19 protein-coding genes and 1 pseudogene are annotated in these 21,418 nt (G+C 62.0%); 9 read left to right on the top strand and 11 right to left on the bottom strand.

Annotation, left to right across the window (positions count from 1 at the left end; genetic code table 11):
* Positions 1-386: helix-turn-helix domain-containing protein (locus A6D6_RS15690; RefSeq protein ID WP_236564126.1), on the bottom strand; the 386-nt coding region annotated here is incomplete at its 3' end.
* A gap of 88 nt (positions 387-474) precedes the next feature.
* Positions 475-828, bottom strand: coding sequence for a helix-turn-helix domain-containing protein (locus A6D6_RS15685; RefSeq protein WP_159661213.1), 354 nt, complete (start codon positions 826-828; stop codon positions 475-477).
* A 390-nt stretch (positions 829-1,218) separates the two neighbouring features.
* On the opposite strand from A6D6_RS15685, the gene A6D6_RS15680 reads away from it, so the two are divergent.
* Entirely contained in the window at positions 1,219-2,496 is a 1,278-nt protein-coding gene (locus A6D6_RS15680; protein WP_159661212.1) for a site-specific DNA-methyltransferase, read from the top strand.
* A 3-nt stretch (positions 2,497-2,499) separates the two neighbouring features.
* On the opposite strand, the gene A6D6_RS15675 is transcribed toward A6D6_RS15680, so the two are convergent.
* Entirely contained in the window at positions 2,500-3,180 is a 681-nt protein-coding gene (locus A6D6_RS15675) for a hypothetical protein (RefSeq protein WP_159661211.1), read from the bottom strand.
* Between the two features lie 399 nt (positions 3,181-3,579).
* Complete coding sequence (locus A6D6_RS15670; protein ID WP_133492230.1) at positions 3,580-4,098, bottom strand: DUF6231 family protein; 519 nt, start codon at positions 4,096-4,098, stop codon at positions 3,580-3,582.
* A gap of 135 nt (positions 4,099-4,233) precedes the next feature.
* Here A6D6_RS15670 and hemP point away from each other — a divergent pair, with 135 nt between their 5' ends.
* Positions 4,234-4,416 carry a hemin uptake protein HemP gene (gene hemP / locus A6D6_RS15665; protein ID WP_014992841.1) on the top strand — a complete coding sequence of 61 codons (183 nt, stop codon included), beginning with the start codon at positions 4,234-4,236 and terminating at the stop codon, positions 4,414-4,416.
* Between the two features lie 125 nt (positions 4,417-4,541).
* Positions 4,542-5,699: a ChuX/HutX family heme-like substrate-binding protein gene (locus tag A6D6_RS15660; RefSeq protein WP_236564125.1), complete on the top strand. Its 1,158-nt coding sequence runs from the start codon at positions 4,542-4,544 to the stop codon at positions 5,697-5,699.
* On the opposite strand, the gene A6D6_RS15655 is transcribed toward A6D6_RS15660, so the two are convergent.
* Complete coding sequence (locus A6D6_RS15655) at positions 5,696-7,609, bottom strand: ATP-binding cassette domain-containing protein (RefSeq protein ID WP_133492229.1); 1,914 nt, start codon at positions 7,607-7,609, stop codon at positions 5,696-5,698. The two genes, A6D6_RS15660 and A6D6_RS15655, sit on opposite strands and share 4 nt — an antisense overlap.
* A 357-nt stretch (positions 7,610-7,966) precedes the next feature.
* Between A6D6_RS15655 and A6D6_RS22095 the strand changes: the two genes are divergently transcribed.
* The gene (locus A6D6_RS22095) at positions 7,967-8,437 is read left to right on the top strand and encodes a TIGR02444 family protein (protein ID WP_159661210.1); all 471 of its coding nucleotides are present in this window, start codon (positions 7,967-7,969) and stop codon (positions 8,435-8,437) included.
* A complete protein-coding gene (locus A6D6_RS15645) occupies positions 8,434-8,757 on the top strand; it encodes a YnfA family protein (RefSeq protein WP_159661209.1) in 324 nt (107 codons plus the stop codon). The genes A6D6_RS22095 and A6D6_RS15645 overlap by 4 nt, the downstream gene beginning before the upstream one ends.
* 173 nt (positions 8,758-8,930) lie before the next feature.
* Here A6D6_RS15645 and A6D6_RS22220 read toward each other — a convergent pair whose 3' ends face one another.
* The 6 genes and pseudogenes from A6D6_RS22220 to A6D6_RS15620 all read right to left on the bottom strand — a co-directional run bounded on the left by A6D6_RS22220 (position 8,931) and on the right by A6D6_RS15620 (position 16,098).
* Positions 8,931-9,311 carry an AtuA-related protein gene (locus A6D6_RS22220; RefSeq protein WP_439647240.1) on the bottom strand — a complete coding sequence of 127 codons (381 nt, stop codon included), beginning with the start codon at positions 9,309-9,311 and terminating at the stop codon, positions 8,931-8,933.
* 110 nt (positions 9,312-9,421) lie between these two features.
* A pseudogene (locus A6D6_RS15640) lies at positions 9,422-10,648 on the bottom strand (acyclic terpene utilization AtuA family protein); the annotation flags it as partial.
* A 79-nt stretch (positions 10,649-10,727) separates the two neighbouring features.
* Positions 10,728-11,876 carry an acyl-CoA dehydrogenase family protein gene (locus A6D6_RS15635; RefSeq protein ID WP_133492225.1) on the bottom strand — a complete coding sequence of 383 codons (1,149 nt, stop codon included), beginning with the start codon at positions 11,874-11,876 and terminating at the stop codon, positions 10,728-10,730.
* A 42-nt stretch (positions 11,877-11,918) separates the two neighbouring features.
* Positions 11,919-13,484, bottom strand: a complete 1,566-nt coding sequence (locus A6D6_RS15630; protein WP_201303809.1) for an acyl-CoA synthetase — start codon at positions 13,482-13,484, stop codon at positions 11,919-11,921.
* A gap of 259 nt (positions 13,485-13,743) precedes the next feature.
* Entirely contained in the window at positions 13,744-14,889 is a 1,146-nt protein-coding gene (locus tag A6D6_RS15625; RefSeq protein ID WP_133492224.1) for a C4-dicarboxylate TRAP transporter substrate-binding protein, read from the bottom strand.
* A 54-nt stretch (positions 14,890-14,943) separates the two neighbouring features.
* Positions 14,944-16,098 carry an acyl-CoA dehydrogenase family protein gene (locus tag A6D6_RS15620; RefSeq protein ID WP_133492223.1) on the bottom strand — a complete coding sequence of 385 codons (1,155 nt, stop codon included), beginning with the start codon at positions 16,096-16,098 and terminating at the stop codon, positions 14,944-14,946.
* A 544-nt stretch (positions 16,099-16,642) separates the two neighbouring features.
* Between A6D6_RS15620 and A6D6_RS15615 the strand changes: the two genes are divergently transcribed.
* The 4 genes from A6D6_RS15615 to bioA all read left to right on the top strand — a co-directional run bounded on the left by A6D6_RS15615 (position 16,643) and on the right by bioA (position 21,366).
* Positions 16,643-17,428, top strand: a complete 786-nt coding sequence (locus A6D6_RS15615) for a helix-turn-helix domain-containing protein (protein WP_159661207.1) — start codon at positions 16,643-16,645, stop codon at positions 17,426-17,428.
* Between the two features lie 22 nt (positions 17,429-17,450).
* A complete protein-coding gene (locus tag A6D6_RS15610) occupies positions 17,451-18,986 on the top strand; it encodes a class I adenylate-forming enzyme family protein (protein WP_159661206.1) in 1,536 nt (511 codons plus the stop codon).
* 124 nt (positions 18,987-19,110) lie between these two features.
* Entirely contained in the window at positions 19,111-19,998 is an 888-nt protein-coding gene (locus tag A6D6_RS15605; protein WP_159661205.1) for a hypothetical protein, read from the top strand.
* A gap of 87 nt (positions 19,999-20,085) precedes the next feature.
* Positions 20,086-21,366, top strand: coding sequence for an adenosylmethionine--8-amino-7-oxononanoate transaminase (bioA, locus tag A6D6_RS15600; RefSeq protein ID WP_133492219.1), 1,281 nt, complete (start codon positions 20,086-20,088; stop codon positions 21,364-21,366).
* Positions 21,367-21,418 lie beyond the last annotated feature (52 nt).

Here is a 21,418-nt window from a genome sequence, read left to right as displayed (position 1 = left end):
CGGCGGGCCGACACTGAATACCGGGCCATTGCCTGAGCCACTTCCACCAATTGAGCGCGGCCGGCGGGATTCATTTCGCTGACTACCGACAGTAGTTCCCGGGTAGGTTTGTCGAAAGCGGCGGCCGGGTCGCTCAAGGCGCGTCCTTCCAGTTCTTGAAAGAAATCCGCCAGCGTCATTTCCAAGGCATCACAAAGCCGCCCCAGCCGTTGTACCGTGAGCTCCTGCTTGTTGCGCTCGATGCGGGACAAATTGCCCGCGTCGGTGTCCGCCCGGAACGCCACGTCCTCGAGAGTTTCGTTGCGGCTTAGCCGCCGCCTTTTCAAGATGCCGCCGATGTCCGTGTCCATGGAATAAGTGTCGGTAAGCGCTCTTTTGCCCGCCATGGTCTATTTGCAAAAACGCAAAAGAGCGCATTTGCAATTACGCAATAATAGGAAAGATGCTCTTGCCATTGCGCAAGGTGCAACATGCTCAGGCCAGCCGGCCGCTTTTGACGATGGTTTCGGTGACTTCCAGAATCAGGCGGCGCCGGGTCGGCGGGACCGTGTTGAGCGTCTTCAGCAACCGGCGGGTTTCCTTGTCGAAAGCCGCGGCGGGATCACTGAGCCGATTACCGCCGGCACGCTTCTCCAGCTCCGCGAAGAACTCGGAAAGGCTGATTTCCAGGGCTTCGCACAATTTGATCAGGCGATTGACGGAAAGGTCCTGACGGTTGCGTTCGATACGGGACAAATTGCCCGGGTCGGTGTCCGCGCGAAACGCCACCTCTTCCAGAGTTTCTTTGCGGCGCTCACGCCGTTCCTTGAGTAAGGCCCCGATATCCATGATGAAAGTTTCATAGGTCGTCGTTCGGGGCGCAATGACATAATTGCAACATCGCAAAGAGCGACATTTGCAGTTGAGCAAAGTGAGGTATGTCACATTTGTTGAATTGCAAGGCGATGACTTACGGGTCGCTCTAATTTATTTCCATATTGCGTTTATGCAAACCAAAATGCTCTGCCTCGTGCTACGGTAACTCCACGGAGGGCCGTGGAAAAAATCGGTATTTAAAGAGCGAAGCGGGCATTTATGGATATGGATGGGGCTGCTGTTCTCGATTTTTGTTATAGACCTTCCGCCAAGAATGATTTTGCAAATTCGCAAACAGGGTTTTCCCTTAACGACCCCCGTGACAATGGCGGTTTCGGCCTGTACTGGCCGGGCAAGGAAGCCATGCTTGCCGAGTTGACCCGGGTGCCCCGTGGCCACCTGGAACGCCTTGGGAGGCCGCCGCTGGCCACCGGGGCGGCCCCTCACCGTATCATCGAGGGCGACAACCTGGCGGTGCTGCATCATCTTCAGCCGGAACTGCGCGGCCAGGTGAAAATGATCTACATCGACCCGCCCTATAATACCGGCCGGGGGTTTCTGTATCCGGACAATTATCGCCATTCCGTGGCCACTTATCTGGCGGTGGCCGGTGACGCCGGCGAAAACGGTGACAGTGGCCGCCTGCATGCCCGCTGGCTGAACATGATGTACCCGCGTTTGCTGCTGGCGCGGGAGCTGTTGCGCGATGACGGGGTATTGTTCGTCAGCATCGACGATCATGAAGTGCATACTCTGCGTCTGATTCTTGACGAGATCTTCGGCCCGGACAATTTCGTCGCCACTTTTCCCTGGCAGTCGCGCACCTCACGGCAAAACGACACCGACCTCAGTGTGCAGCATGAATACGTGTTGGCCTACGCCCGGGTGCGGCGCCGTCAGCAGCGCCGTCTGACCGCTGGCAATCAGGATATCTGGGATCGTTTGCCGGGGTTCGCTGTGCGTCCCGGCCCGTTGATCGATGACCGTTACAGCAATCCGGATGATGACCCGCGCGGCCCCTGGAAGCTGGATCCCTTCGACGCGCCCAACCGTCGCCCGGGGCTGACCTACGCGATCACCAACCCGAACACGGGTGAGACCTTCTGGCCGCCCGAGGGGCGTTGTTGGCGCACTGGCGAGGAACGCTTCAATGAACTGAATGGACAGGGGCGCATCCTGTTCGGACGACGTGGACGCGGGCGGCCGCAATTGAAAGTGTTTCTGCGCGAGAAGGCACCTTTCGGCGAGGTCCCCGTGACCTGGCTGGATGGGCACCGGTACGGTACCGCCCGCTCAGGGACCCAGGAGTTGCAGGCGTTGTTCGGCGGTCAGGCGCCGTTCTCCTATCCCAAGCCCACCCGCTTGATTCGCTTTTTGCTGGAGATCGCCACCGGCCCCAGGGACCTGGTGCTGGATTTCTTTGCCGGCAGCGGCACCACCGGGCAGGCGGTATTGGAATTGAACCGGGATCAGCGCAGCCGGCGCCGCTTTGTCCTGGTGCAGGGCAGCGAACCCACGGGTGACGAGCGTTGGCCCACCATCGCCGAACTGACCCGCGAGCGGGTTCGGCGAGTATTGAAACGGGAGGCCCTGGTGAACCAGGGATTCCGGGCCCTGCGCTGGGTGCCGCGGGGCCGCTGACGGTCAGTTCTGTTCGGTGCCGGGATCGTTCAGGAGCCAGAATCGGAATACCACCACGTTGATCAGGGTGGTGATCAGGGAAGCCAGAACGTTGACCACCAGACCAACCCCGGCGTTCTCACCCAGCAGGCTGGTGAACAGAGTATTGGTCAGGCCGATCAGGCCGAACATGATCAGCCCGGTGAGGGCGATGGCGGCCAGCAGTTGCCACTGGCACGGGCCACTGTACTGAAAAGCACCGCGCAAGGCGGCGATCGGTGACTGCCGGTGGAGTACGACCCGGAAAGGGGCGAAGCACAGGCGGGTATAAACCCAAAGTGCCGGGAAGAACAGCAGCATCCAGCCAAGGGTGACGCCGATACCGATCAGAAAATAGGTCAGCAGCAGCGCCGGGTACAGCATCAGCGCGGGCAGAGTGCAAGCGATCACACCCTGGGCGCGGCCCTGATGTATCGACGCCAGCTGCATGATCAGCGCGCCTTCCGCCAGCGGCCGGATCAGCAGCATGACCAGGCCCACGCTCAGATTGATGCCGGTCAGTTGATCCCCGTCGAACATCAGAAGCGGGCCCATCGCCCACTGCGCGGCTTCACCGAGCAAGGCGAAAGGGGCACTGATCAGAAACAGGGCGGCAAGGTGGCGTCGCCAGAAATAAAGGGCTTCCTTGAGGCGTTCGAAGATCATTGGTCTGCATGTCTGGACGGGTCGCGCGTCACCTTACTTGAGGCGCGCGGTCTTGGCTAGGCCAGGAATCAATCGCGGCTCATGAGCCACTGGTGTCCCATGGTTTTGGGGCGACCCGCTTACACGCAACACGCTTACACGCTTTGAAAGCACCCTTTGGGGCGCCCTCAAGGGCGTCCAAACGGTGCTCTAAGCACCGTTGTGTGACCCGGGCTCCCCTCTGTAGGGCGCATGGCTTCGTAGAGGGAGATGCCGGATCAAGTCCGGCATGACGGGGTTCTTCTGAATTCACGTTCCCAAGGCCGGCAAGCGGGCCTTGGGTTTGGCGTGCCGGCGTGTTGCGTGTCAGCGTGCCAGCGAATTGTGGGACAGCAAGGGTCCGTGGACCGCGATGTTACCTCACCACCAATACTTGCCCCAGTTCTCCGGATTGGCCCAGAAGCGCGGATTATTCCAGGCGCGTTTGAAATTGTACGAATCGAGATCGTAGCTGTAGAGCAGCAGTTCCCTCTGATCCTGCGCGAAGTGACCTTCCTCCCGGCAACCCAGAGCGAGGAAGCCGTTGTTGGGCCAGCGCAGTTTCTCCGGTGCCAGGTGCGGTTGGTAGACCGCCACCAGGGAGTCCGTGTGCAGGTTGCGCAGCAGGCCGATCAAGGATTCGCCGTCGCGTTGGCTCATGTACTCCAGTTGATCGGCGACGATCGCCATGTCCACCCGGTCGATGTGCTCCAGGGCATCGAACGGGTTTTGCTCCTCTATGCGGATCAACTCACAGCCATGGTCATCGCACCAGTGCTCGGCGACGGGAACCGGGTTGAGGCTGACGGTAAGCAGGCGGCGGGGTTGGTGGCTGTCGAGGATGGCAGCCAGTTTTTCTTGCGGCGTACGAATGGCGGAAGCGGCTATCGATGTCATCATGATTTTGAGTGTAACCAGGATCGAACGGCGCGGCGAGATGATCAGGGTCGGATTTCTTGTAAACAAAGGTTGACGGCACCGCCGACCTGTGATGATAATCATTCTCAGTTAAGGATGAGCGAACAGGAGCCCGCCATGTCGCAATGGAAGAAACCGGTGACGATCGCCACTCGCAGTGGCCGACGCATCGCCGTACAGGAAGACAGCGTCGCCAGCCGTGCCTTGCTCAACGCCGATGGCAAACTCTGGATCGAGCACGGCGGCGAGCGTTACCTGTTACGGCGCACCGCCAACGACCGCTTGATTCTGACCAAGTAGCCTGGTTCCGACCAACCAGAATGCCGGCCACGCTCGTGGCCCCGACAGTTCTCCCTGACTGTGGAAAGCCAGCCGCCGCCAGCTGCCCACACCCTAATTTCTTCGCGTACCTTGGAGGTAGGATCGTGACGGTAATGGCCATAGGCGGCACTGCCCAGTCGGCGACCCTGCGACATTGTCGCGCCGCCCTGGGTGATCGCGTACTGAGGCTCCAGGAAGAGCCCATGGCGATTCTCAAAGGACTCTATCGGCTCGGTTCCCTGGTGGTAACCACTTTTGCCAGCGGCGGCCGGGTCTCCCAATCAATACGCTATCCGGCTCTGACCGGCTCCAGCCCCGGGCTGGACTGCCGGGGTGAGCAGTGCCGCATGCGTCAGGAATTGGACGTTCGCCAATGGCGCTCGGTGCTGGCGATATTGGCACCGGTGGCGGATCTGCCGGCACGCAGCCTGCTGTTTTTCGATGACTACGGCGAACCGGTACAGCAAATGGCGGTTGCGCCGGAAAGCGGTGGCCTGGCCTTCGAGGAACTGGTCTGTGCCATGCTGCATCCGGATCAACAGCAACTGGGCTATCCGCTCGCCGTGCGGGCGACGCACCGCCCGGCGGGCTCGCTTATGGATTGGGAGCGACGCTGGTCGCAAAGCGACGAGGACGCGTTCGAGGAATTACTGCGCCAGGTGGGGGATCGCCGGCAGGTGTTGTATCAGGCGGTGCGGGACAAATTTGCCTGTCCGATACGTAGCGAGACGGTGCCGTCAGTGTTGTCTCTTGCCGCCGACCGCGCCATGCCGCTGACGGTGTGCACCGGTAATCGGGGGGTCAAATTGTGTTTGAGCGCGCCTTGGTCGCCGCCACGTTGGCAGCAGGGGCAATGTCATCTGGCCCATAACGGCACCCTGATCAGTCTCGATATGGGGCGAGTGGCGTCGATATGGCGTCTGCGCCGTCCGGGACCTGGCCGTGTGCTGACCGCGCTGGAAGCGCTCGATTCGGAGGGGCGCTGGCTGTGGACCCTGTCCTCCGGAGGGAATGAGGATGCCTGGTTGGCCCTGCTCGGTGAAGCCCTGATACAGGAAGGCCGCGGCCTCCCACGGAGTGTGCTCCGAAGCCGCCGTGGGAAGCTTGCTTGCAAGCGAATCTTTTTAGGGGAGAGCCCATTCGCTTGCAAGCAAGCTTCCCACAGCGGCTTCGTTGTTTCTTTCGTGGGCAGTTGCCTTGGCAGCGAATCGGTATGTAAGCCGGCGGTTCCAGAGCGCTCCCCAGTCACTGTTCCTTGTTAACTATTCACTGCCTTTTCCGCCTCTTCCAAGGCTTCCATCGCCTCCAGCAGCGCCATTTCCTGTTGTTCCTTGTCGTTACGCAGTTGTCCCTGGCGGGTGAGCAGATCGGCCAGCTCCTGCTTGCGCGTGCTGTCGGTGTACAGGCCCTCGTCGCCCAGCAGCATCTCCACCCCGGCTAACTCCCGGCCGGCCAACTCCAGACGCTGCTCGCATTTCTCCACGGTTTTCTTCAATGGCCGTAGCTGCTCGCGGCGGCGGGCCGCGTCCTGGCGACGCTGTTTGGCGTCATCGCGCAGCGGTGCGCGGCTCTCGTCCGCTTTCGCTTCCGCCTGCTGCTCGCGGCGGGTCTGCTGCAGCCAGCGCGCATAGTCGTCCAGGTCGCCATCGAAGGGGCGCACACCGCCGTCCGCCACCAGTAGAAATTCGTCCACGGTGGTTTCCAGCAGATGGCGGTCGTGGGAAACCAGGACCACGGCGCCGGCGAAATCCTGCAGCGCCATGGTCAGCGCTTCGCGCATGTCCAGATCCAGGTGGTTGGCCGGCTCATCGAGCAACAACAGCGAAGGTTGCTGCTGCACGATCAGTGACAGCGCCAGGCGCGCCTTCTCGCCGCCGGAAAAGCGGCCGATCGGGGCGAACACGTCGTCGCCATGAAAGCCGAAGCCACCCAGCTCATTGCGAATCTGCTGCTCGCTCCATTGCGGGTACTCCCGGTTGAGTAACTGGTAGGGGGTGTCCTTGGCGTCGAGACGATCCACCTGCTGCTGGTGGAAGTAGCCGATCACCAGATCCGGGCCGTGCAGGAGATGTCCGCCGATGGCCGGCAGTTCGCCCACCAGGGTGCGGATCAGGGTGGACTTGCCGGCGCCGTTCTGACCGAGCAGACCAAGCCGGGATTCCGGGCGCAGATTCAGGGTGACGTTGGTGAGCACCGGCTGGCCGTGGTAGCCGCAGCCGACCCCTTCCAGGTCGATCATCGGATCCGGCAGCCGCTTGGGCGTGTGGAATGAAAAACGGAACGCGGAATCCACATGGGCCGGAGCGATGCGCTCCAGTTTCTCCAGCGCTTTTACCCGGCTCTGTGCCTGCTTGGCCTTGGACGCCTTGGCCTTGAACCGGTCCACGAACTTCTGCAAATGAGCGATCTGGGTTTGCTGCTTCTCATACAGCTTCTGCTGTTGCGAGAGTTGCTCCGCCCGTTGCCGTTCGAAGTCCGAATAGGTGCCGGTATAGCGTTTGAGCCGCCCCTGGTCGATATGCAGGATCTCGTCGACGGTGGCGTCGAGAAACGCGCGGTCGTGGGAAATCACCATCAAGGCGCCGGGCTGCTGAACCAGCCACTGCTGCAACCAGAGGATGGCGTCCAGATCCAAATGGTTGGTGGGCTCATCCAGCAGTACCAGATCGGCGTTGGCGAGCAGCACCTGGGCCAGATTCAGACGCATGCGCCAGCCACCGGAGAAAGCGCTGACCGGCTGTTGCTGTTGCGCTTCGTTGAAGCCGAGACCGGCCAACAGGGTGGCGGCGCGGGCCGGTTGTTCCCAGGCACGCAGGGTGTCCAGGCGGGCATGGGCGTGGGCCATGGCGTCGCTGTCGTCGTTATCCTGGGCCCGGGCCAGTTCCCGTTCTGCCGCGCGCAGTTCCTGATGACCGTCCAGAACGTAGTCGATGGCCGGCTGCGGCAGAGCCGGGACCTCCTGGGCCATCATCGCCAGGCGCCAGTCGGCGGGGCGGAATAATTGCCCGGCATCGGTATCCAGCTCGCCACTGATCAACTTGAACAGGGAGCTCTTGCCGCTGCCGTTCTTGCCCACCAATCCGACTCTCTGACCCTGATGCAGAGTGAAGTTGGCGTCTTCCAGCAGCAGACTAGCGCCACGGCGCAGGTTGATGTGTTCCAGGGACAACATGGTATAAGAGCCTGTGTATGATCTTTACGCCACCGCGTTGCCGCAGGAAAAGACGCCAGGCAAGGCGTGGGCTGAAGGCCTTGGCGGGCCAAGGGCAAAGACCACAACGCAGCATGGCGTCTTTTCCTGCGCAACCCGAAGGGCCGGGCTCACTTTCTTCAGGTGAAGAGTCCGCCAGGCCGCGATTACGCTTGTTTATGTGGAAGGACCACACCGCACAATCGGAATCACGACCTGACAAAAAAATGAGCTCCGGCGCGGCGGCCTAAAGATCATACACAGGCTCTTGACTCAACGATAATGGGGTGGAAACCGGCGCAGTGTAGGGTATGGCCGCGCGCAACTGAAGGACTGCCGATGAGCGAAGACACGCTTTGGACTTTCGCGCTGCGTTTGTGGCGACGAGCGGATGTGGAACGCCAGTGCCTGCGCCTGCAGGATGAGTATCAGGTACCGGTGGCGGCGGTGCTGGCGGCACTGTGGCTGAGCCGCCGCCCCAGCCCGGCGGACGCGGCTCTGGGCCGGCGCTTGCTGGCGCGGGCGGAGACCATGGAGAAGGATTATCTGCGGCCGCTGCGGGAGGTACGGCGCCGGGCCGCCGCCGAGAGTTGGGCGTGGGAACTGAAACGGCAGATCCAGGAAGCGGAACTGGAGGCGGAGCGTCTGCTATTGAACCAGTTGGCGGATCTGACCCAGGGGGCGCCGCCGACGGACCAACCGGTATCGATGTTGTCCTGGCTGCTGATGGTGGCGCCGGAAGCCGGTGTTTGCCAGGGGCTGCAGGCCACCCTGGAAGCGTTGTGCGAGGCGGTCGAGGCGTCGCCGTGACACCGGTGCTGTATTTACTGGCGGCGTTGGCGGAAATCGCCGGGTGTTTCTCGTTCTGGGCCTGGTGGCGGCTGGACCGTTCGGTGCTCTGGCTGGTGCCGGGGATGCTCAGTCTGGCCGCGTTTGCCTGGTTGCTGAGTTTGGTGGAGGCGGACTACGCCGGACGGGCCTACGCCGCCTATGGCGGTGTCTATATCGTGACGTCGTTGCTATGGCTGTGGGTGGTGGAGCAGCGCGCGCCGGATCGCTGGGATCTGATCGGTGGCGGTGTGTGTCTGGCCGGCGCCGGCATCATTCTGCTGGGCCCGCGGCCGGCCTGAGGCGGTTTCCCACGACGGTGTCGTGGCTCCCTGTGGGAAGCTGGCCCGCCAGCAAATCCGGCGTAAGTTTGATCCCGGGACCTTTTCCCTGCCAAGGCCGTCTCACACAGCGGCTTCGTGGCGCTTTCCGTGGGAGGCGGCGTTGGCGGCGAATGGCGTGCCGGCACGGCCTCTCAGCTGTCGGGCAGCAGCCCTTCGGGCACCGGGATGTCCATATCCAGCAGTACCTGGGCATAGGTCTTGGCCTGGGCATCCAGGTGCAGGGAGGCGACGCCGCCACCGTCCAGCGCGTGACGCAACAGAAAGTTCATGGCGTGGCTGCCGGGCAGATCGAAGCGCTCCACCTTGCCTTTGACGGTATGGGAGAAACATTCGGCGACCCGCTCTTCGGTGAGCGCGGCGCGCAATGCCGGCAGATACTCCGGTCGCCGGGCGATGACGCCGATATTGGCGTGGTCGCCTTTATCACCACTACGCGCCACGGCCAAGCGGTACAGGGGGACCTTGATCCCGCTATCTTCCAGTGCCGGCGCCGGATCGGACCGGCTGGCCATCGGCCGCCCGCCGCCGCCGCCAATGCCAGCGGTACCGGTTCTCCGTCCACCGCCACCCGCACCGGCACCCGCTCCTTGTCGATCAGAAACGAGAACAACCGCACGATAGGCGTGGGGCGTGGCCGGCCGGGGCTTAAGCCGGTGATGCCTGGCGCCATGGACAGGCCGGCGCCGACGAATTCCTTGGAGAACAGCTCCACCCCTTCCCGGCGTGGATGGTGCACGCCCAGGCGCAGTACCACTTCCCGCACCCGCCGGGCACTGTCGCTGGCATGATCGCCGTAGCTGCTTTCCGCGCCAACCAGTTGCAGCGCGGTTTTACTGAAGTCGCCGAGGTTCGACTGTTCCAGCAGGCGCCGGACTTTCTTCAGCACCGCCTCTCCTTGGCGGCGGGCCTTGGTGGCGGCGTCGCGTCCGGCGATCACGAAGGTGCCGACGCAACCAAAGCCGTCGGCGTAGGTGGCGCTGACTTTGTAGGTGTCGGTGGGGGCATGACCCCGGGCGCCTTCGATACGGACCCGGTCCGGGCCGTCCTGTTCCAGGGTTACCTGGCGGAAATCCGCGATCACGTCCGGCAGCATATAGGCGCCGGGGTCGCCGATTTCATAGAGCATTTGCTCGCCGGCGGTGAACGGGGTGACGGCACCGCCGGTGTCGCGGGGTTTGGTCAGCACGAAAGCCCCGTTGGCGGAGACCTCGGCGATGGGGAAGCCGGTGTCGTCCCAGCTGTCCACGGTATCCGGCCAGTCACTATAGTTGCCACCGGTGGCCTGGGCGCCGCACTCGATCACATGACCCACCAGGGCGCCGGCGGCGAGCCGGTCATACTGGTCCGGCTGCCAGCCGAATTCATGGATCAGCGGGCCCACCGCCAGAGCGCTGTCCACGCAGCGCCCGGTGAGCACGATGTCGGCGCCGGCGTCGAGGGCGGCGGCAACCGGGAAGGCGCCCAGGTAAGCGTTCATGCTCATCAGCTTGGCGGGCAGGGAAGCGCCGGTGTCCAGTTCGGTGGGGCCCAGGGCACGCACCGCCTCGGCCTGAGGGAGCAGGTTGTCGCCTTCCACGGTGCCGATGCGCAGAGTGAGGCCGGCATCGGCGGCCACCTTCTCCAGAGCCTGCCGGCAAGCGGTCAGGTTCACGCCGCCGGCGTTGGCGATGACCTTGATGCCCTGGCGATGGATCTCCGGCAGCAGAGGCGCCATGACCCGTTCAATGAAATCGGTGGCGTAGCCCAGGGCGGGATCGCGGGACTGGGCCTTGGCCAGGATCGACATGGTGATTTCCGCCAGATAGTCGAAGATCAGGTAGTCCACTTGTCCCTGGCGAATCAGTTGCATGGGGCCAATGGCGGTGTCGCCCCAGTAGCCGGAAGCGCCGCCGATGCGGATTGTTTTGCTCATAGTCTTTTGCTCATCACTACAGTCCCATTTGCCTTACCGCGAGGTCGCGCATGATTTCCTCGGCGCCGCCGCCGATGGCGTTGACGCGGACCTCCCGGTAGATTCGTTCCGATTTGCAGCCGCGCAGATAACCGGCGCCGCCGAGGGTTTGCACCGCTTCGCGGGCGCAGTGTTCCATCGTCTGGGTGGCCTGATTTTTCAGCAGGCAGACGTCCGCCACCGGGTTCTGACCGTTCTGCACCCGCCAGGTCAGTTGTTCCAGATAGGCCTGGGTGGCGTTGATGCGCATGGCCATGTCCGCCACCTTGTGACGAATCACCTGGTGTTCCATCAAGGCCTTGCCGAAAGTTTTCCTCTGCTGGCCATACTCAATCATTTCCTCCAGACAAACCCTCGCGTAGGCGGTGCAGGCGGCGGCCATGAACAGCCGTTCGCTGTTGAAATTCCGCATGATCAGTTTGGAACCCTGGTTCTCCTCGCCGAGAAGGTTTTCCACCGGTACCCGGCAGTTATCGAAATACAGAGTGGCGGTGTCGGAACACCACCAGCCCATTTTTTTCTCCAGCTGAGTGCGTGTGAATCCGGGGGTGTCGCGCTCGATGGCGAGTAGGGAAATACCCTTGTGGCCGGGTTCGCCAGTGCGCACCGCCACGGTATAAATGTCGGCGCGCATCCCCGAGGTAATGAAGGTCTTGCTGCCGTTGACGACATAGTGATCGCCGTCGCGGCGAGCGGTGGTGGTCAGTGCCGCCACGTCCGAACCGCCGCCGGGTTCGGTAATCGCCAGCGCGCTGATCTTGTCGCCGCGGATCACCGCCGGTACCCATTTGTCCTTTAATGCCGGAAGGCCGGCGCGGATGATCGGCGGCAGGCCTATGTGGTGGCTCATGAGGCTGGCGTGCAGGCCGCCGACGCCGGCCCGGGCCAGTTCCTGCGCGTTGATCAGCATGTAGAACAAGTCCAGATCCAGACCGCCGTACTGCTCCGGATAGCCCGCCGCGAACAGTCCGACCCCGGCGGCTTTGCGGTACAACTCGCGTGGAAAGGTGCCTTCCTCGTCCCATTGCGCCGCGTGGGGTTCCAGTTCCTTGCCGACGAAGGCGCGCAGCGTGTCGCGGTAGGCTTCGTGCTCCTCGGTATAGAACGGACTGCTGACTGTGTTCATCGTTTACTCCAGGCTAGGGACGGCGCGAGGCGGTGTCCAGGATCAGGCGCCGGTGAACCGGTCGCGCAGGGTGCGTTTAAGTATTTTTCCAGTGGCGTTGCGGGGCAGCTCGTCCACCAGAGCCAGGTGTTTGGGAATCTTGAAGCGGCCCAGTTTGCCGTCGCAGAACTCACGCAGGGATTCCAGGGTCGGTGTCTGGTCGCCCCTGGGTACCACCACCGCCATCGGCACTTCGCCCCATTTGTCGTCGGGGACGCCGATCACCGCCACTTCCAGCACCTGCTGATGTTTGTAGAGCACCTGTTCCACTTCGGTGGGATAGACATTCTCGCCGCCGGAAATCAGCATGTCCTTCTTCCGGTCGACGATGTAATAGAAGCCTTCCTCGTCACGGCGGGCCAGATCACCGGAATGGACCCAGCCGTTACGGCAGGCCTCCTCGGTGGCGTCCGGCCGTCCCCAATAGCCCAGGAACATGGTCGGGCCACGCAGTACCAGCTCGCCCACCTCGCCGGTCGCCACGTCCTCGTCGTTTTCATCGACGATGCGCATCTGCACGTACACCAGGGGCTTGCCCACTGACCCGTTCTTGCGCACCGCGTCGGCGCTGCCAAGGATGCAGGCGCCGGCACAGGTTTCGGTCATGCCGAACCCTTCCTGGAACGCCAGACCGCGCTTCTGAAAGAATTCGATCACCGGTATCGGGCAGGGCGCGCCCCCGGAAAGCAGGCTGCGCAAGGAGGAGAGATCGTAATCGTCAATGTGGGGAAACTGACTCAGCGCCTGCCACATGGCGGGCAACAGAAACAGTTCCGTGATGTGTTCCTCTTGCACCGTGGCCAGAGTGTGTCGCGGATCGAACTGGGCGTGCAGCACCACCTGGGCACCAATGTTGAAAGCCGGCAGGGTATGTACGGCAAGCCCGCCGATATGAAACAGCGGAGCGATGGTGAGAATCACGCTGTCACGGCTGATCGCCGCGTCGCTGGCGATCATGTCGGCGGTGAGCCAGGTCGGGTTGCCGTGGCTGAGCAGGGCGCCCTTGGGTTTTCCGGTGGTGCCGGAGGTATACATCATCATCAACGGATCATTCTGACTCAGGGGTACCTCGGGTTCGGTGGCGGGCGCCGCTTCGAGCAGGGTGTCATAGCGGTGATCGCCCGGCTCCGCCTCGCCTTCTGTGGCTATGGCGTGACGCAGAGCGGTGTTCCGGCGAATCGGCCGGAACAGGTCCGCCAGGGCCGGCTGATAGAGCAACACGGTGGCGCTGGCGTCGCCGAGGATGAAACCGATTTCCTCGGCGCTGAGGCGATAGTTCAGGGGGAGAGCGATGGCGCCCAGCTTGGCACAGGCAAAAAAACTCTCGATGAAGTGGTTGCCGTTGAGCATCAGCAAGGCGACTCGATCGCCCTTGCCGACGCCGAGACCGGTGAGGGCATTGGCGAGGCGATTTATGCGCTGGTTCAGCACTGAATAGGTCAGGCGCAGATCACCGAATACCAGTGCCATGCGCTGCGGATCCTGGGTGGCGTGATGGGTTATCCAGTCGCCAATCCCACCCAGATAATGCACATCCTGGTGGGTTGATAAGGAGGAGGGCTGGGTCACCTTGGTGTCTCCTGAGCGAGTGTTGTTATCGGTATGGGACGGCGCCCGGGAAGGCGCCTTTGTAGAGAGGAACGCTAGCAACGGCCGCCGGGCCGGTCTTGTGTTAACTGGCTGGCCCTTGAGGGGGGGGCTTTCCGCACTGCGGGGAATGGGCTCATGGAGCGAAAAGATTCGCGAGCAAGCTCGCTCCCACAGCGGCTTCGTAGTGCTTACTATGGAAGCGAACTTGCCAGCGAATGACGTATAAGTGGGCTCCCCGCTAAAGCCCGTAACGGTCGACATCGACCTTGGAGTTCACCTCCCGCCAGTACAGGTCGGCAAGGGCCTCCGCGCTATCGATATCGGCGGTGAGCTTAAGCCATTTCTCCACCAGTGGCCGCATGACTTCAATCTTGTCCGCCGTGTCACGGACGTTATGTTTTTGTTGATAATACTGAGCGATATTCTTGGCATCCTCGCGAATGAAATCGCGGGAGGCGGCGACCAGTTCCGGGCTGGCATCGTGCTGTCTGGCGCCCTTCTCCATGGCGGTTTTCAGATCCCGCTCACCATAGTCCCGGTAGAGCACGGCGGCGGTGGCGGACATGACCGTGCCGGCATGCAGCAACGCCTTGCGCTGATCGGCATCGAGGCCTTGCCAGACGTCGCGGTTGACGTTGCTGGGGCCGGAGCCGCCGAACACACCACCGGGCACCGCCATGGTGATGTCGCTGACCGCGTCCATCAGTCCCAGGCCGCTCAGTTCCGCCGCGGATTGAATGGTGCAGTCCACCACGCCCTGATTCAGCGCCTCGAAAATCTCATTACCGGGCAGGGACACGGGAGAGGCCTCGAAATGCTTGGCCCAACGTGCCCATTGTGCGCCCCCGGCGCGCAGACGCTTGCCTTTAAGATCGGCGACGGTGGTGACTGGCGTGGTGCAAAGAAGACCGTATTGAGGGCTGGCGCCGCCACCGGTAAAGACCTGGTTTTGCTGCTTCAACTCCGCCACGCAGTCGCCGCAGTGCAGCATTATGTACTCGCTCATGGCGCCGGCGTAGGCCAGGCCTTCGTTTCCGGTGGGGTCATTCAGCGCCAGCAGCATGGACAGTTCCGCCGCCATGTTGATGTTGGGGTATTCGGCCGGAAAGTAGGGGGTCAGCAGGTAGCCTACGTCGGCGATGCCCTGCTTGAGCCCACCGCTCATCTCGGCCAGGTTGAGCAGCGATAGCTCGTAGATTTTTACTTCCAGATCGCCGCCGGAATAGTCCGCCACCGCCTTGGCGTAGGCCTTGGCGGCATCCACGTTGGCGGAAGCGGAAGGGAAGCCCACCGCTAAGCGCAGGGACTCGGCCTGGGCCGTTGTTGGCAGCGCGGTGACGCCGGCCAGCACGGCGCCGGTCAGAAGCGTGGTCAATCGTTTCATCTTATTCTCCTTATCGGTTGGCTGTCCGGTGATCCCGGTGGCCATTGTCGAGCCTTAGCGTTTGCCCGGCAGGGTGCCCATGAATTTGGCGATGATGCCGAGCATCACTTCGTCGGCACCGCCGCCGATGGAGGTCAGGCGGGTATCCCGGTACATGCGTGTAATCGGTGTCTCGTTCATGAAGCCCATGCCGCCGTAATATTGAAGACAGCTGTCGGCGACCTCGCGGCACAGACGGCCGGTTTTCAGCTTCGCCATGGACGCCAGGTAGGTGACGTCCGTGCCGTTGATCATTTCTTCCACCGCGCGATACACCAGTGAACGCAACGCCTCGATTTCCGTCTGCAATTCCGCCAGCCGGAAATGCACCACCTGGTTGTCCAGCAGGGACTTGCCGAAGGCCTGGCGTTCACGGGTATAGTCGATGACGTTTTGCACCGCGATATCCATGTAACGCAGATTGCAGGCCGCTCCCCACAGTCGCTCTTCCTGGAACTGCTGCATCTGGTAAATGAAGCCCATGCCTTCTTCGCCAATACGATGGCGTTGCGGCACACGCACATCCTCGAACCAGATTTCGGCGGTGTCGGAAGCACGCATGCCGAGTTTGTCGAGCTTACGGGCGATGGTGACGCCTTTGCTTTTCAGTGGCAGAACGATCAGGGATTTGTTTTTGTGTGCCGGGCCGTCGCCGGTGTTGGCCAGCAGGCACATAAAGTCCGCCTGGGTGCCGTTGGTAATCCACATCTTGCCGCCGTTGATGACGTAGTCGTCGCCATCCTTGCGGGCATGGGTGCGGATGGACGCGACGTCGGAACCGGCGCCGGGTTCGGATACACCGATACAGGCCACGTACTCGCCGGCGATGGCCGGCGCGAGAAATTCCTCACGCAGAGCGTCGGAACCCTGTTTGGCCAGAGCGGGGGTGGCCATGTCGGTTTGCACGCCCACCGCCATTGGAATGGAACCGCCGTTCACCTCACCCATGGCTTCGCAGAAGGCCAGGTTGTAGCTCCAGTCCAGGCCCATGCCGCCAAACTGCTCCGGTTTGGCGATGCCGAGAAAGCCCTTTTCTCCCATTTTTCTGAACAGCTCATGGGCGGGAAAAATACCGTCCTTTTCCCATTCATCCACGTAGGGGTTGATCTGTGTGGCGACAAATTTCTTGACCGATTCCGACAGCGCCCGGTGCTCGTTGGTGAACAGCATTTTAAAACCTCCTGTTGTTTGGATTCACGGCACGGCTGCCGATGTGACGTTGCCCCGGAGGGGGACGACATGATGGTATGGCTATAAAAAAGGCGGGAATCAAGCGCGAAAAAAGCGAAAAACAAAAAAAGAGAAATAAAAATAGGATTAGCCAGTTGGCACAAGTCCAGGGTTTCGACAGTGACTAAGCTGAAGGTTTGCAACGTATCGGAGAGCCCCAGGGCAAGGGGGTGGAAGCCCCGTGGGGGCAGTGTGTACGAGTGTGATCGTGAGGTAATGCCACCTTTCGAAGCGAAGCTCGGGAGGCCGTTGCATTGGGTCAATTGTTTGGTTTAAGTTCAAACACGCCTTCATGGCTCGGGATTATATTTTTGGCCGACGGGTTTTGATCTTTTTTGCCAATCGGTCGTGTGGGAATAAGGGTGGACCCTTTTTCTTATATTCCTCGCAGGCCTGTGTGGATACGGGCCCTGCGGTGACGTTGTCACCGGAGGAGGCAATGATGACAACAACGACAAGTTCCCGTCGGCGCCGCGGACGGGTCATGCTGCTTGGGCCTGAGCGGGTCTGCTATTTGGGCCTGCTGGGGCGCCCGCGTCTGCGCAGCTTTGGTTCGCTGACCGTCTACTGTGGTCCGGACCAGCCATTCCGCATCAGTTTCGATGGTCGCAATTGGCGGCAAACCGCGGTGGCGGTGGTGCCCCCTTACCAGCCGCATTGGGTGGAAACCGGTGAGCGGCTGCTCGGTTCGGTGATGGTGGAACCGGAAACCGTGAACATGGGCAAACTGCCGCCCCTGCTGCGGAGCGAGGGTGGCGGTGATCGCGATGAGCTGCTGCAGACGCTCAGACGTGGCTTTGCCCGTATCCAGGCCCTGGCGGAAGATGGGACCGATCCCCGCGTGGAGGTGGACCCCCTGTTTCTCGGGCAGACGTTGCCGCGCCGTGAGCTGGATCCGCGGGTAGCGAGAGTGTTGGCCTATCTGAGAGACGACCCCTCCCGTCATTGTCCGGCGGAAGAAGCCGCGCTGCTCAGCGGGCTGTCGTTTTCCCGTTTTCTCCACCTGTTCAAGGAGGATCTGGGGGTTACCTATCGCAAGTTCCGCGCCTGGAAACGTGCCCGCAGCCTGCTCTATCACGTTAATCGCCGCGATACCCTCACCGATATCGCCCTGGACGTGGGCTATCCGGATTCCACCCACTTCAGCCATTCCATCCGGCAGTTCTATGGTCTGACCCCCAAGGACATCCTGGTCGGGTCACGCAAACTGGCAATCCTGCTGCAGAGCCGGGTCGGCGCGCCGGACGCCTTGGTCAACGCCGGCCCATGAACACCACCATGGAGACCTGATCATGAGCGTCAGACGTATTCCCGACCAGCTCGACCTGGCTGCCCAAGAGCACGCCCAACGGACCGGATGGATCGATAACGGCGTTCGCTATTCTTTCGACGACGCACAAACCATCAGCGCTAGTCTGGCTGGCGGCCTGCGGGAATTGGGCCTGCGTCGTGGTGATCGTATTGGGGTGATCGCCCCCAATCGTGTGGATTGGTTGTGGTTGTTTTTCGCCTGTGCCCGTTTGGGGGTGGCGGTGGTGGGATTGTCGGTGCGTTACCGCGATGCGGAGCTGCGCTATATGGTCAAGGACAGCGGCATAAGAGCGGTATTCACCGTGGCGGATCATGACAAGTGCGATTTTCTCGCCCTGTTCGATCGGCTCGCACCGGAGACTCCGACCCTGGAGCAGGTGGTGGATCTGGATGGAGAGCGCTTTCAGCAACTGCTGCGAGCGGAGCCGGCGGCCCTGGATCCGGAATTGAGCGCCGACGACCTCGCTATGGTGATCTATACCTCCGGCACCACGGGCCGCCCCAAAGGTACGGCGCTGACCCATGCCAGCATGCTCGCTTCCGCCGCTGCCCAGGCAGCGCATACCCGCATCTCCCCGGAGGATCACACCCAACTGGCGCTGCCGTTCAATCATGTGGGAGGGATCACCTGCGGCATTCTGACCAGCCTGCTTGGTGGGGCGACCTGTGAGCTGGTGGCGGATTTCAAAGCGGATCAGGTGTTGGCGATGATGGCCGAACATCCCCCTACCTTGCTGCAGGGTGTCCCCACCATGCTGACGTTGCTGTTGATGAACCCGGCGCTGGAGCAGGTGGACCTGTCGCGGGTGCGGATGGTCATCACAGGGGGCAGCAATGTGGACGATACCCTGCTGGCACGCTTGCAGGAGGTGGTGCCGAGGGCCACGCTGATGAATCTGTACGGCTTGTCGGAGACGTCCGGAGCCATCGTCATGACGCCTTGGAAATGCGATGACGATAGCTTGAAACGCTGTATCGGCCAGCCGTTGGCCGATGCCGGCTTGCGAGTGGTGGACGAAACGGGCGCCGACCTGCCCGTCGGCGAGGTCGGTGAGCTGTTGTTTCGTGGCGTGGGCGTGGTGCCGGGATACATTGGCGCCGCCGATAGCGGCGGTGCCTTCGATGAGGAAGGTTGGCTGCACACCGGCGATCTCGGTGAGCGCGATGACAAGGGCATGATTACCTTGCGTGGCCGCAAGAAGGACATGTTTATTCAGGGCGGCTTCAATGTCTATCCCGCCGAGGTGGAGAATCACATTGCCCGTCTGGAGCAGGTGATGATGGTGGCCGGTATCGGTGTGCCTGACGCGGTGCTTGGTGAAATCGGTTGCTACTACATCGTCTCGCGCCCCGGCACCGATCTGGACGAGGCCGCGGTGCTGGCGCATTGCCGGGCGTTGGCGGATTATAAAATTCCCCGTCGCCTGGTTTTTCGTGACAGCCTGCCGTTGACACCGGCGGGGAAGATTCAGAAGGCATTGCTGAGGAAAGAGGCGGAGGGAATCCCGGACGGTTGATCCCGATATCCCGTCATTCACAAAAGTTCACCTTAATGTCCGACAAAGCGTCCCCGCCAGCGTTCCGACCCGTTTAAAATACGTTTCTTTTCTCATCGATCGGATTGCCGGCGGAGCGCGAAAAGTGAATACCCGAGGACGAAGCGTCATCGCCCTGCTGATGTTGTTGCTGACGGCGGTGTCGGTGGCGCAGCCACGGATACAGGTGCGGGAATGGGATACCCGGGAGCGGCTTTACCGTGGGGAGTTGGGCGATATGCCGCTGACCCTGATGCTGCGCGTGCATGAGTTTTCCCCCGGCCACCGCGATATTTATTCCCTCAGCGGAGCTTACCGTCGTGGCGATTCCCGTGCCTGGGTGCCCCTGGTGGGACTGCGTGACACCGATGGCTGGGCGCTTTATCGCTTTGACAACCCGACGCCGGGGCGGGAGCTGCTGGACTTCGCCTACGAAGGCAGCCGCTTCTGGGACAGTATTGCCTACTACCGCGCGCTGACCGGCTGGACCGAACGGTTCGAGATCAATCACGAAGGTACGGGGATCTGGCGCGATGAGGAGGGCACTGCCGCTTTGCGTCTGTACAACCCTGATTTGTCGGTCTACCGGCGCTACTCGTTCCTGCATCTGCAAGACGGTGAGCGGGAGAGAGAACTGGACCTGACCGCGTTCGATATGCCGGCGGCGGGTAACGAGGTCCTGGAATGGCGCGAGGATGGGCAGGGTCTGGTGGTGCTGCTGGGTTACCAGCATCCATCCCGTCCCTATGCGTTGGGCATGTGCGGCGCCGGTGATGAGAGCGGTCTGGTGCGACTGCGGTTGGATACGCAATGGCGGTTGCTGGACTGGCGCACGCTGACGCTGGACAGCTGTCTGAAGAATCAGATCTCCGAGCGCACGGTCACCCGGGACGGGGACTATCACTACCGGGTGCAGGACAGCGACGGCCGCTGGCACGCCTGGCTACTGGATCAGGAAACCCTGGATTGGAAGCCGGTGGACGACGACGCTTGAGCATTGGCGCCGGTCTTGGCATGGTGCTCGGGCTTTCCCCATAAACCGCTGTCCCCGTAACAGCCGTCCTCTTAAACAGGTAGTCCCATGGCCTCCATCGACCTCGATTTCGACCGCGACCATCTCTGGCACCCCTACACCTCCACCTCCCGGCCCCTGCCGGTGTACCCGGTGCGCGCCGCCGAGGGCGTCCACCTGGAGCTGGAAGACGGGCGCCGGCTGGTGGATGGCATGTCGTCCTGGTGGGCGGCCATCCATGGCTATAACCACCCACGCCTGAATCAGGCCCTGCGCGACCAGGCCGAGCGCATGGCTCACGTGATGTTCGGCGGCATCACCCACGAACCGGCGGTGGAGCTGGGCAAGCGGCTGGTGGCCCTGACCCCTGCTGAACTGACCAAGGTATTCCTGGCGGACAGCGGTTCGGTGTCGGTGGAAGTGGCGATCAAGATGGCGCTGCAGTACTGGATGAGCCAGGGCAAGACCGGCAAACACCGATTGCTGGCGCTGCGCAACGGCTATCACGGTGACACCTTTGGCGCCATGGCGGTGTGCGATCCGGTCAACGGCATGCATGATCTGTTCAGCGGTATTCTGCCGCGCCACTACTTCGCCGAGGCGCCCTCGGTGCGGTTCGACGGCGTTTGGGACGATAGCGCTCTGGACTCCGTGCGCGCGCAATTGGAGCAGCACGCGGACGAGATCGCCGCGCTGATACTGGAGCCGGTGGTGCAGGGGGCCGGTGGCATGCGGCTGTACCACCCGGAATTCCTGAAAGGCTGCCGCCGTCTGTGCGACCAGCACGGCGTGCTGTTGATTTTCGACGAGATCGCCACCGGCTTCGGCCGCAGCGGCAAACTGTTCGCCCTGGAACACGCCGATGTGGTGCCGGATATCCTCTGCCTCGGCAAGGCCATCACCGGGGGTTACATGACCCTCGCCGCCACGCTCTGCAATGATCGCGTGGCCGCCGGCATTTGCGACGGCCAGGCCGGCGTCCTGATGCATGGGCCCACTTTCATGGGCAACCCGCTCGCCTGCGCGGTGGCCAACGCCAGTATCGACCTGCTGCTGGAAAGCCCCTGGCAGCAGCGGGTGCAGGCCATCGAAATGCAGCTACGGACTGAACTGACACCCTGCCTGGAATCCGACAAGGTAGCGGATGTGCGCGTGCTCGGCGCCATCGGCGTGGTGGAACTCAAGCAGCCTTGCGACGTGGGCCAGGTGCAGAAACAACTGGTCGAACTGGGCGTCTGGATCAGGCCGTTCGGCAAACTGCTTTACATCATGCCCCCGTTCATCATCGAGCCGGAGCAACTGAGACAACTGACTCACGCCATGAGGGTGGTAAGTCAATTAGAGAGTTGACAATTGACAGTGGATAGTTGATTGCGCAAAGAGCAAACCTCCTGATCTTTGG

It is taken from the genome of Alcanivorax xiamenensis (assembly GCF_009846745.1).
GTDB lineage: Bacteria > Pseudomonadota > Gammaproteobacteria > Pseudomonadales > Alcanivoracaceae > Alloalcanivorax > Alloalcanivorax xiamenensis.
Note: the sequence above shows the minus strand (reverse complement) of the source record. Positions and strands in the feature narration are given on the sequence as shown.

Coding starts and splice junctions, on each gene's coding strand:
- A6D6_RS15685 (WP_159661213.1), bottom strand. CDS start 828: ATGGATATCGGGGCCTTACTCAAGGAACGGCGTGAGCGCCGCAAAGAA.
- A6D6_RS15680 (WP_159661212.1), top strand. CDS start 1,219: ATGCTTGCCGAGTTGACCCGGGTGCCCCGTGGCCACCTGGAACGCCTT.
- A6D6_RS15675 (WP_159661211.1), bottom strand. CDS start 3,180: ATGATCTTCGAACGCCTCAAGGAAGCCCTTTATTTCTGGCGACGCCAC.
- A6D6_RS15670 (WP_133492230.1), bottom strand. CDS start 4,098: ATGATGACATCGATAGCCGCTTCCGCCATTCGTACGCCGCAAGAAAAA.
- hemP (WP_014992841.1), top strand. CDS start 4,234: ATGTCGCAATGGAAGAAACCGGTGACGATCGCCACTCGCAGTGGCCGA.
- A6D6_RS15655 (WP_133492229.1), bottom strand. CDS start 7,609: ATGTTGTCCCTGGAACACATCAACCTGCGCCGTGGCGCTAGTCTGCTG.
- A6D6_RS22095 (WP_159661210.1), top strand. CDS start 7,967: ATGAGCGAAGACACGCTTTGGACTTTCGCGCTGCGTTTGTGGCGACGA.
- A6D6_RS22220 (WP_439647240.1), bottom strand. CDS start 9,311: ATGGCCAGCCGGTCCGATCCGGCGCCGGCACTGGAAGATAGCGGGATC.
- A6D6_RS15635 (WP_133492225.1), bottom strand. CDS start 11,876: ATGAACACAGTCAGCAGTCCGTTCTATACCGAGGAGCACGAAGCCTAC.
- A6D6_RS15625 (WP_133492224.1), bottom strand. CDS start 14,889: ATGAAACGATTGACCACGCTTCTGACCGGCGCCGTGCTGGCCGGCGTC.
- A6D6_RS15620 (WP_133492223.1), bottom strand. CDS start 16,098: ATGCTGTTCACCAACGAGCACCGGGCGCTGTCGGAATCGGTCAAGAAA.
- A6D6_RS15615 (WP_159661207.1), top strand. CDS start 16,643: ATGCTGCTTGGGCCTGAGCGGGTCTGCTATTTGGGCCTGCTGGGGCGC.
- A6D6_RS15610 (WP_159661206.1), top strand. CDS start 17,451: ATGAGCGTCAGACGTATTCCCGACCAGCTCGACCTGGCTGCCCAAGAG.
- bioA (WP_133492219.1), top strand. CDS start 20,086: ATGGCCTCCATCGACCTCGATTTCGACCGCGACCATCTCTGGCACCCC.